The sequence below is a fragment of the Dermabacter sp. HFH0086 genome, from assembly GCF_000413375.1.
GTDB classification, from domain to species: domain Bacteria; phylum Actinomycetota; class Actinomycetes; order Actinomycetales; family Dermabacteraceae; genus Dermabacter; species Dermabacter hominis.
Genome location: NZ_KE340308.1, coordinates 760,519 through 770,797, shown reverse-complemented (window position 1 = coordinate 770,797; position 10,279 = coordinate 760,519). Strand labels below are relative to the sequence as shown.

7 protein-coding genes and 1 pseudogene are annotated in these 10,279 nt (G+C 63.9%); 3 read left to right on the top strand and 5 right to left on the bottom strand.

Going from position 1 to position 10,279, the window contains the following annotated elements; translation table 11 throughout:
- Positions 1-246 precede the first annotated feature (246 nt).
- Genes HMPREF1484_RS03370 through HMPREF1484_RS03360 form a run of 3 tightly spaced genes read right to left on the bottom strand, consistent with a single transcriptional unit; the run spans position 247 to position 3,352 of the window.
- Complete coding sequence (locus tag HMPREF1484_RS03370) at positions 247-1,176, bottom strand: carbohydrate ABC transporter permease (protein ID WP_016663623.1); 930 nt, start codon at positions 1,174-1,176, stop codon at positions 247-249.
- A gap of 1 nt (position 1,177) precedes the next feature.
- Complete coding sequence (locus HMPREF1484_RS03365; protein WP_016663622.1) at positions 1,178-2,089, bottom strand: carbohydrate ABC transporter permease; 912 nt, start codon at positions 2,087-2,089, stop codon at positions 1,178-1,180.
- Between the two features lie 12 nt (positions 2,090-2,101).
- Positions 2,102-3,352, bottom strand: coding sequence for an ABC transporter substrate-binding protein (locus HMPREF1484_RS03360; protein WP_016663621.1), 1,251 nt, complete (start codon positions 3,350-3,352; stop codon positions 2,102-2,104).
- A 130-nt stretch (positions 3,353-3,482) separates the two neighbouring features.
- Here HMPREF1484_RS03360 and HMPREF1484_RS03355 point away from each other — a divergent pair, with 130 nt between their 5' ends.
- The 3 genes from HMPREF1484_RS03355 (at position 3,483) to HMPREF1484_RS03345 (ending at position 8,092) form a co-directional block, all read left to right on the top strand.
- Positions 3,483-4,553 carry an ROK family transcriptional regulator gene (locus HMPREF1484_RS03355; RefSeq protein ID WP_040386411.1) on the top strand — a complete coding sequence of 357 codons (1,071 nt, stop codon included), beginning with the start codon at positions 3,483-3,485 and terminating at the stop codon, positions 4,551-4,553.
- A 9-nt stretch (positions 4,554-4,562) separates the two neighbouring features.
- A complete protein-coding gene (locus HMPREF1484_RS03350) occupies positions 4,563-5,447 on the top strand; it encodes an SDR family oxidoreductase (protein ID WP_016663619.1) in 885 nt (294 codons plus the stop codon).
- 1,148 nt (positions 5,448-6,595) lie between these two features.
- Positions 6,596-8,092, top strand: a complete 1,497-nt coding sequence (locus tag HMPREF1484_RS03345; protein WP_016663617.1) for a sodium:solute symporter — start codon at positions 6,596-6,598, stop codon at positions 8,090-8,092.
- Between the two features lie 14 nt (positions 8,093-8,106).
- On the opposite strand, the pseudogene HMPREF1484_RS03340 reads toward HMPREF1484_RS03345, so the two are convergent.
- Both HMPREF1484_RS03340 and HMPREF1484_RS03335 read right to left on the bottom strand, forming a co-directional pair.
- Positions 8,107-9,413 (bottom strand): annotated as a pseudogene (locus HMPREF1484_RS03340) (ISL3 family transposase).
- Positions 9,414-9,748: 335 nt separating this feature from the next.
- On the bottom strand, positions 9,749-10,273 hold the full coding sequence (locus HMPREF1484_RS03335; protein ID WP_197736228.1) for a GntR family transcriptional regulator: 525 nt from the start codon (positions 10,271-10,273) through the stop codon (positions 9,749-9,751).
- Between the last annotated feature and the right edge of the window lie 6 nt (positions 10,274-10,279).

Sequence of the window (10,279 nt, the reverse complement as noted above, 5' to 3'; positions counted from 1 at the left end):
CGGCGCGGGTGGGGAGCGGCCTTTTCTTCATCGAGAGTGACGGCCACGAGGCAGCGGCGGGGCGGTACGGCGGCCAAACCGTTCCACTTCATAAAAAAAGTCGCTCCCTCCCCGCACGTCGCGGGTGGGGAGGGACTTTTTCTTCATAGAGAGTGACGGGCTCGAGCAAAAACAGCGGCCACGAGCAAGAGCAGCGGGAACGAGCAAGAACAGCAGCCACGCTCGCGGCGCACGCATGCGCCCGAATTACTTGGTCGAGCCTCGCATGACGCCCGAGATGATCCACTTCTGCGCGAACACGTACACGAGCATCATGGGCGCGATCGCCATGAGGTAGCTCGCGAAGGAAACCGGGTAGTTCGTGTTGAACTGGCCCTGGAACACGTACTGCGCAAGCGGGAGCGTCTGCGAATCGGGATCGGAGAGGATCACGAGCGGCAGCATGAAGTCGTTCCACGACCACAGGCACGTGAGGATGCCGACCGTCGCGTTCATGGGGCCCATGAGCGGGAACACGATCTTCCAGAACACGGTCCATGTCGAGGCGCCTTCGAGGCGCGCGGCCTCTTCGAGTTCCTCCGGCAGTGACTTCAAGAAGCTCACGTAGAGCAGGATGTTCATCGCGAGCCCGTACACGGTGTACAGGAGGATCAGGCCGGCTTCATTGTCGATACCGAGCGCGGCCGTCTGCTTCACGACGGGCAGCATGATGATCGGGAAGGGCACGAAGAGCGCCGCCACAAAGAAGTAGTAGAGGAACTGGAAGCTCTTGCGGTGGAGGTTACGCGCGATCGCGTAGGCCACCATCGAGTTCGTGAGCAGCGTGACGATCACGGCGCCGACCGTGATGATCGCGCTCGTCATGAGACGCTTCGGGAACTCGGTGAGGCGCCAGGCCTCCACGAAGTTGTCGAGGTTCCACTGGTTCGGCAGGCCGAAGCCGCTCTCGGCGAGCTCGGGTGCCGTCTTGAACGCGGTCACCACCGCAAAGTACAGCGGCACGAGGATCGTCAGGGAAAGAACGGCCACGAGGGCGGTCGCCCACCAGTTTGTGCGGTGGAGGCGGTAGCGGCGCTTGTTGCGCGGGGGCTTTCCGACGCTTGCTCCGCCCTTCTCGATGCTTTCGTTCGTGGGTGTTTCTGCGGCACCCGGGGTGGGGATCGACTGGGTACTCATGTCAGTTGACCTCCTTCGACTGAAGGAATCGCAGCTGCGCGAACGACAGCACGATGAGGATGATGAAGTAGATGACGCCGTTCGCCGTCTGGTAGGCGAATTCGCCGCCCTGGAAGCCGTTCTTGAAGATCAGGAACGAGATCGATTGGGTGGCGGTGCCGGGGCCGCCCTCGGTGAGGGCAACGACCTGGTCGAACACGCCAAGGGAGTTCTTGAAGCTCAACACGACATTGATGGTGAAGAACGGCATGATCAGCGGGAACGTGATTTTCCAGAACTGCTTCCACTTGTTCGCGCCGTCGAGCGAGGCGGCTTCGTAGACCTCTTCGGGCACGGTTTGCAGGCCCGAGAGGTAGATGAGGGTCGTGAAGGCGACGCCCTGCCACACGCCCACGAACACGATCGCGAGCCACGCGAGGCTCTCATTGGCAAGCAGCGAGGAGGAGAGCCATTCCCAACCGAGCCACTGGCCGATGAGCGGAATGTTGTTCGTGAACAGGTAGCTGAAGATGTACGAGACGATCAGCACGGGAAGCATGTACGGGAGGAAGAAGATCCCGCGGAAGAGGTTCTTCGCCTTGATCGCCGAGTTCAGCAGGAGCGCGAGAACCATCGCGATGACGTTCGTCGCAAGCGTCGAGGAGATCGCGAAGAGGAACGTGAAGCCGTAGCTTCCCCAAATCACGTCGTCCTGGAACAGGAACTTGTAGTTGTCGAGGCCCACGAAGCGCCAGTCGCCGTAGCCCTGGTAGTTCGTAAACGTGTAGAAGATGCCCTGGATGAGGGGCCACACGAGCAGGGCCACGAAGATGATGATCGCGGGAATGACCATCCACACGTGGGCGGGATCGATTCGCTTCTTTTTTGAGCGAAGTACCGGCGCGGAGCCGGATTTTGTGTGCGTTGCAGACACGGTGGCTTCTCCTTACGCCGTCGCGGCCATGCGCTTCGTGACCTTGTCCCACTGCGTGTCGAGCGTCTTGATGAACGCGTCGATGTTGTGGTCGATCAGGAACTGCTGCATGTAGTTGTTGAGGTTCACTCCCTGGGGGAAGTTGTGGTCGGAGTAGGTCGCGACGAGGTTGTTCGCGAAGTAGTCCTGGAGCCCTTGGAGCGCGGGGTCATCCGGCTCGGTACCCTTGAGGGTCGGGTAGGCCACCTGCTCCTTGCAGTAGGCGAGCATGTTCTCTTCCCGCATGACGTAGCGGATGAAGTCGAGGGCTTCTTCCTCGTGCTCGGGTTCGACGCCCATCGTGAGGGCCACGTCCACGCCGGAAACCACGCGTGTGTCGGCGGGGTCATCGGCGGGGGTCGCGAAGGTGCCGAGGTTGATGTCGGGGTTGTAGGAGCGGATCGCGGGGATCGCGTAGGTGCCGTGCACGTAGATCGCGGCTTTGCCCTGGGCGAAGCCCTGGTTACCGCCGTTGTAGTCGACCTCGTACTTGTTCTTATTGCCCATCTTGGCGATCTGGTTCATCTTCTCGAGCACGGGGCGAAGATCCTCGAAGGTCGTGTCGCCCTCGAGGCGCTTTTGGTACCACTCGGCAACATTCGGAAGGAAGTTGCCGGAGATCGACGAGAACATGGGCGCGCCGGTCCAGTTATCGCGGAAGCCCCAGTAGAACGGGTCCACGCCGCCCGCGGAGAATTCTTCTGCCGCGGCGATGAGGTCGTCCCATGTTTTGGGCGGCTCGATGCCGAAGTCGTCGAAGATGTCCTTGTTGTAGATCATGCCTGAGCCGTTCGTGGAGAGCGGCAGGCCGTTGACCTCGCCTTCCGCACCGGCACCGAGGCTTGGGAGGATCTCGCCAACGGCTTCCTGGACGTCGCCGAGAAGGTCGGTCTTCGCGAAGTCGTAGAACACGCCCGAGCGGGCGATCGAGCCGAAATTGTAGTCGCCGTTGATCGAGACGATGTCGGGCATGCTGTTTTTCACGAGTCGCACGCGCAGCGCCGTGACGTTGTCGGCCTGGAAGTTTTGGCGCACGTGAACGTTGTTCGATTGCGCGTTGAAGTTCTCGCAAATCGAGTTGAACAGGTCGATGGCCTCGGATTTAAACTGGAAGTATTCGAGCGAGGTGCCGCCCGAGTTCGAGCCGCCGCATCCCGCGAGCGCGCCGAGGGTCCCGAGACCCGCCATGCCCGCGAGGAAGCCGCGACGGGTGGTGGTCGCCATGGTTTCTCCTTGAGGTGCGTCTTCAATGACCTACTTATTTTCGTTATAAAATAAATCCCCGTCAAGCGCATTCCCCGAAGTGGGAGGCAAGTCGCGCTACACCCCGCAGCATCTGGCAAAGTTGAGAACCGTGAACACCCCAACCGTCCCCGAGCGCCTCACGCTCGACACGCTCCCGCCGTCGGCAAGGCGCGTGTATCTCGAGCTGCTCCGCTACGGGCCGCTTCCGCGCACGCAGCTCGCCGAGCGCCTCGGCCTGAGCGCCGCCTCCCTCACGCGCGTCACGACCCCGCTCGTTGAAGCGGAGCTCATGCTCCAGGGCGCCCCCGTTCCAAGCGAGGTGGGCCGGCCCGCAATCCCCCTCTCCGTGAACCTCACGAGCTTCGCCCTCATCGGGCTGTCGATCACCCACGAAAGCCTCGTGGCGATCGCCACGGACGCGCGGGCGACCGTGCTCGACTCGCGCACACTCAGCCTCACCGACCTGCAGCCGAACACTGTTCTTCGCGAAGCAGGCGCCCTCATCGCTCAGCTGCGCGAATCGCTGGCCGCCTCCCACCCCGGCCTGCCCGTCGCCGGAATCGGCGTGAACATCGGTGCACAAATCGACGATGGCCGCATCGTCCGCGAAGCCCCATTCCTCGAATGGACGAACGTGCGCGCCGCCGATCGGCTCGAAGAACTCACCGGCCTCCCCGTCCTCATCGTGCATGACCTGACCTCCCTTGCCGAAGCGGAAAACTGGTTCGGTGCGGGCCTTGAGGCCTCGAGGTTCATCGTGGTGACCGTCGGAATTGGCACGGGCTTTGCCCTTGTGCTGGACGGGCGCGTGATCACGGATGAGAACACGGGTTTCGGCACGGTCACCGAGGCCATCCGGGGGGCCGACTGGCCCGATTTGAGCGGCGCCCGCCCCCTCACCGCCGAGGAGTCGGCGCGCGCGGCCCGCAAGGTTGGGCGGCTCGTGGGCACGGCCGCCGCGTTCACGATGCCGCAGGCCGTCGTGATCTCCGGTGAGGGCGCGCGGTTCCTCGCGGGCAACGAGGAGGAACTCGACGCGGGCATCGCCGAAGTGAGGCACGTGAGCGCGAGCGGCCTCGACATCCAGCTTCGCGAGCACGACTTTGCGTTCTGGGCGCGCGGCGCGGCGACCGCCGCGATCCAATGGATCCTCGGCGTGGGCGAGGGCGCCGCTCGATAAACTCGAGGTATGGCTACGAAGAGCGCAACGCGCACGACCAAGACCCAAGCGACCCCCAGCGCACTGACCTCGGAACTGATTGTCATCACGGGCGCTTCCGCCGGTATTGGTGCGGCTCTCGCGCGGCGCCTCAGCGAGAGCGAATGCCGCCTCATTCTGCTGGCCCGGCGCAAAGAGAAGCTCGCACCGCTCGCGAAAGAGACCGGCGCGGCATACTACCCCGTCGATCTTTCGGATCCCGACGCCGTCGCGCAGGTGTGCGAGCGGATCCTCGCCGAGCACGGCACGCCCGACATCCTCCTCAACAACGCCGGATCGGGGCGCTTCCTCAGCATCGAGGAGACGAGCCCCAAGGAGGCGCGCGAGCAGATGGCGCTGCCGTACTTCGCGGCCTTCGACATGACGCGCGGGCTCATCGAGCCGATGCTCGCCCGCGGCAGCGGCACGATTTTCCAGATCAACTCCCCCGTCGCCCAGATCGCGTGGCCCGGCGCCGTGGGGTATGCCGCCGCCCGCTACGCCGTTCGCGGCTTCACCGAGGCTCTGCGCCAGGACCTTCACGGCACCGGGATCAACGTGGGCTCGCTGACCCCCACACGCGTGCACTCCGACTACTTCAAAGCCAACCCCAACTCAGAAAAACGCGTCCCCAAAGTCGAGCTGCTCGTGGGCACGATGACCCCCGACGAGGTTGCCGAAGCCGCCGTCCACGCCCTCGAACACCGCCCCAACAAGGACTCGAACGCCCCGTGGCGCTGGGCGCTCAGCGCCCCGATCGCGCGCGCACTCCCCGAGCCGTTCCTGTGGCTTTTCCGGGCCACGGGCTACAAGCGCCCGCGCGGCCGGATCGCTGGCCGGGTGCTGGGTCGGGGCCGACGCTTGCCGCGCGCCTAAGTGTTCCCCTGAGTGAGCATCGAGCGCATCGCCCCGAGAAAAAGAAACCAACGTAGCAGGCTCACTGCACTAGGTTGCGGCGCGGGCACTAGGAGACTGATCGGTTGCTTTCGCTACCTCAGTCGAACGGTTGCCCTACATGCGAAAAGTAGTACGGGAAGCGCGAGACACCAGATGCTCCTCCGCTCTAGACTTCACCTATGTCACGGCTCACATTTTGGAGATTTGGCGGCCTTCCCGCAGCTCTGGCGCTCGCACTAGGCGCTCTGGCGGGGTGCACACCAACAGCAGAGCAAGCTACTCCTGCAAGCACTACCGACGCGACACCACGCCCCTCCGTCGAAAACGCGACTCCGGAGAAAGAAAGCGATCCTGCTGAGCAGAAAAAGGATCCACACAGCCAAGCTCCTCCAAAAGCAGAGTCCAGGAATGTCACCCCGGGGGATCCGCACTTTGCTCTAGAGATACTCCTTGGCACTCCTGGCGCAATAGAAGACCACCCAATACTGCCAAGTGGGGGGACTGCGGAGAGTTATATTTCTTCCACTACGCCGTTCAAGGTCGAATCGGTGCTAGATAACAGCGGTCCGCGAACGTTTCATTTTTACTGCACAGAGGAGGCTGCTCAGTTCACTTTCACAACCCAGACGAGCGACCTTGTGCGTTCCGGGCCTTGCTCCGCCAATCGGGTCGTAAGCTTCACGCTTCCCGCAAGCGCCTATAGAGACGGAAAATTGGTCCTCAACATCGATTCAAGTATTGCTGGCACGCCCGTAGAGGTGCTCACGGAGAGAAAAAACCAATGACACTCACGAATGTCACACAGTCAGCCTAAGCGGAATTGCAGTGTCGCCCTATCCTCATCACATCTCGCAACTACCGCATGAATAAACGGCATTGGGTTTCGTTGACGCCGGGGCCGAGCCTTAGCGCGGATCTCGTGCGTGTACTCGTGACGGAGTCCTCTCTCTCCTTGTTGTGGAGAAACTGCCTCGGACTCAGAGGCCGATAGACCCGAGAGTAAAATTTTCTTCCAAACTCTAGGGTTTGCCCGTACGATGGTTTCACGCGCAGCGTTGCGCACCTCCTGGTGAGCGGCGCCGCACAGTGTCCCTTCGACCTCGTCGACGCACGCCCTAGGAGTATTCATGCAGGTCATCGACATCGTGGTGGTGATCGCGTACCTCATCGCGACCGCCTGGCTGGGCCTCAAGCTCAGCGGTAAGCAATCGGACGCCAAGGACTACTTCCTCGGCGGGCGCGATATCCCGTGGTGGGCGGTGTGCTTGAGCGTCGTCGCCACGGAAACGAGTGCACTGACCGTGATCGGCATTCCGGTCATGAGCTACGTGGGCGACATCAGCTACCTGCAGCTCGGCTTCGGCTACATCGTGGGCCGTGTTATCGTCGCCTACCTCCTGCTCCCCCGCTATTACGACGGCGAGATGGTCACGGCTTACGCCTACCTGGGTAAGCGCTTCGGTTCGGCTACGCAAACTACGGCGGGCGTCACGTTCCTCTTTACGCGCCTTTTGGCCGACGGTGTCCGCGTTCTCGCCGCCGCCATTCCACTCAAGATCATTCTCGACGGGCTCGGGGTGCACACGAACTACTTCGTCATCATCGTCGTGCTCGCGGTCGTCACGATCCTCTATACGTTCATTGGCGGCATTCGCGCGGTCGTGTGGGTCGACGTGGTGCAAATGTGCCTCTACGTCGCGGGCGGCCTGCTCGCGATCATCGTCGTGAGCTCCTCGCTCGGCTTCTCGTGGTTCACCGATGCGGTCGAGGCGGGAAAAACGAACCTGTTTATCCTTGGCGAGAACCCCATCAGCGGCGCGTCGGGCCTCATTCCCTCGCTGCTTGGCGGCACCGTGTTCGCGATGGCCTCGCACGGCTCGGATCAGCTGATCGTGCAGCGCCTGCTCGCATGCCGCACGAAGGCGGAGGCGCAAAAGGCACTCATCGCGTCGGGCTTCGTCGTGGTCGTGCAGTTTGCGATCTTCCTCGTGGTGGGGCTCGCGCTGTGGGGTTGGTACCACCATGCCACCCCCGCTGACCTCGGGCTCACGCGCGACGACGAGATCTTCCCGAAGTTCATCATTGAGGGTCTGCCTGCGGGCATCTCGGGCTTGCTCCTCGCGGGTATCCTCGCGGCGGCGATGTCCACGCTGTCGTCGTCGCTTTCGGCGCTCAGCTCCTCGACCGTCACGGATGTCGTCGCGAAGCTGCGCCGCACTCCCATGACGAAAGCCGACGAGCTCAACACGGGCCGTATCGCGACGGTCGTGTGGGGCCTCCTGTTCATTCTCCCGGCGACGTTCTTCCGCAGCGATGAGGGAAGCATCGTGGTCCTTGCCCTCGGCATCGCGGGCATCACGTACGGCGGGCTGCTCGGCGCGTTCGTGCTCGGCATCGTGAACAAGCGCGCGCGAACCCTCGATGCGAACATTGCATTCCTCTGCGCGATTGCGACGAACGCCTTCTTCTTCGTGATGGAGAAGTACGTCGTAGGCGAGGTGTGGATCGCGTGGCAGTGGTATCCGCTGCTCGGCGTGCTCGTCACGCTCGCGGTCGGCGGCTTGCTTTCGCTCAGGCACCCGGCCCCAATTACACCGGAGCCCTCGGCCGAGCGCTCCGCTTAAAAGAAAGCGGCTCTTCACGAACGAGGGTGTAGCGCGGGTCTGAACCCTCCGGCTTCGAGCAGCGACCGAGCGATGTAGTGGGTGAGGTTGCGGAAGCCGAGGGCGGAGCCGCGGAAGTGTTCGAGTCGCCCGTTGATGGCCTCGGTCGGGTCGTTGCTGGTGCCGGGGCGGTCGAAGAACGCGAGGATGTCGCCCGCCCGCTGCTTCATGGTCCGGCCGAGCTTGCGGACCTCGACGAGCGCCGCGGGAACGCCGCTGCTGATCGCAGCGATCACCTCCTGCATCATCGCCTTCGCTTTCTTCTTATCGGGCTCCCGGTAGGCCGCGACGATGCGCTGGTAGATGCCCCAGGTCGCCTCGACTTCGACGTGCTCCTCGCTCGCGAACACTGCGTCCAGGCGTGCCCGCTGCCGGTCGGTGAGCAGGCTCGCCCCGGTGTGCAGGGTGCGGCGGGCTTTGTAGAGCGGGTCGCCCTTGAGCCCGCGGTGACCGGTGGTGTCTTGCTGGACCCGACGCCGGCAGACATCCAGCGCGTCGCCGGCGAGGCGGACCACGTGGAACGGGTCCATGACGGGGACGGCGTCGGAGAGTTCCTCGGCGGCAGCGGTCTTGAACCCGGCGAAGCCGTCCATCGCGACCACCTCGATCCGCTTCGCCCAGTCCGCAGGGCGGGCGGCGAGCCACTGCTTGAACACCGCCTTGGAGCGGCCCTCGACCATGTCCAGCAGCCTCGCCGACCCGGTCTTGTTCCTCGCGGGCGTGAGGTCGATGATCACGGTGACGTACTTGTCGCCCAGCCTCGTGTGTCGCCAGACGTGCTCGTCGACACCGATCGTGGTGACCCCGTCGAACCGGGCGGGGTCGTCAATCAGGCGCCGCTTGCCTTCCGCGAGGACGGCGGCGTTCGCGGCACTCCAGGACACCCCGAGACCTACGGCGACGCGGGTGACGGTGAGGTGGTCGATGACGATGCCCCGCAGCGCCCACTCCAGGCCGCCGCGGGAGATCTTCGCACGCGGCGCCGCTGCCCGCGTCATGTCCTGCCGCCACGTGCGCCGGCAGTGTCCGGCCGGTACCGGCGCACCCGCACCAGCAGGGTCGTCGGCCGGTGCCCGAACGGCTCGTGCGCCAGTCGACGCGTGACCGTGTCCCGCGGCACGCCCTCGACACCGCACTTCCGACACCACGGGTCGTCTTCGACGACGCGGCATTCGATCGTGGCCCGATCCGGCTCGATCAGCTGGCCGACGGCGACGAGGCCGAGCTCGTCGAGGCGGCAGAACGTGGTCAGGTCAGGGGTCGCGAAAGTAGGGTGGAGCACGTCGAGGTCTTTCGGGATGGCGAGCGTGAAGAACTTCCATCATCCGGGAGACCTCGACCCCTACCCGGCCACCGACGCGCTCAACCGACTACACCCTCGTTCATGAAGAGCCGTCAAAGGGAGCCTCGGGCTGCGATCCTGGTACGGGGCATTCGTGTGGAGAAAGCGTAGTCCAGGTTCTGACCCTGCAGCCCTCGGGTTGTCGACTCGACTAACGCCATCTTTGGAGCTGGCCTGCAGGGCGCGCTGACGGTGGGTCAGGGTTCGCCTGCGGAAAGGCCTACGCTGGCGGACTCATGTGTCGAAGTCGATCTCGATGCGGAATACGTCGGCCCTCAGCCACGAGACCGTGAGCTCCACCGGCTGGTGGTCTCGTGCTGCCGCATCTGTCCGTGAGCGGATCGAGATGACCGGCGGAAGGACTCGGCGAAGCCGACCAGCTCGTTGTCGATGTACCGGTCACGCGAGAGCGCCAGCACCTGCCGCCTCGGTCCCATCCTCATTCGCCGGCGCACCTCGGGCGACGGAGTCTCGAGTCGCCATTCTGTGGTCCGGACGTCAGGTGTGAGTCCCGCATTGCGGACGCTCTGGCTCCATGACGGCGGATGGCAGCGGCTGATCGTGTAGTCGACCCGACGGGAGACGTACGTGCCGCTGCCCTGCCGTCGCCGCACCAGGTAGCGCCTCTCCAATTCCGCCAACGCCGCCCGCACGGTCAGTCGGCTGACACCGAGCTGACCGGCGAGCGCGTCTTCCGACGGAAGCCGGGTACCGACCGGGTGATCTGCGATCTGCTCGGCGAGAGCGTCTGCCGCGGCCAAATACACCGGGACCCGAGGTGAGGGCTGCTTCGACGTCACGTGGTT

What these genes read in the sequence shown, in the direction of transcription:
- HMPREF1484_RS03370 (WP_016663623.1), bottom strand. Translation starts at nt 1,176, where the DNA reads ATGAGTACCCAGTCGATCCCCACCCCGGGTGCCGCAGAAACACCCACG.
- HMPREF1484_RS03360 (WP_016663621.1), bottom strand. Translation starts at nt 3,352, where the DNA reads ATGGCGACCACCACCCGTCGCGGCTTCCTCGCGGGCATGGCGGGTCTC.
- HMPREF1484_RS03350 (WP_016663619.1), top strand. Translation starts at nt 4,563, where the DNA reads ATGGCTACGAAGAGCGCAACGCGCACGACCAAGACCCAAGCGACCCCC.
- HMPREF1484_RS03345 (WP_016663617.1), top strand. Translation starts at nt 6,596, where the DNA reads ATGCAGGTCATCGACATCGTGGTGGTGATCGCGTACCTCATCGCGACC.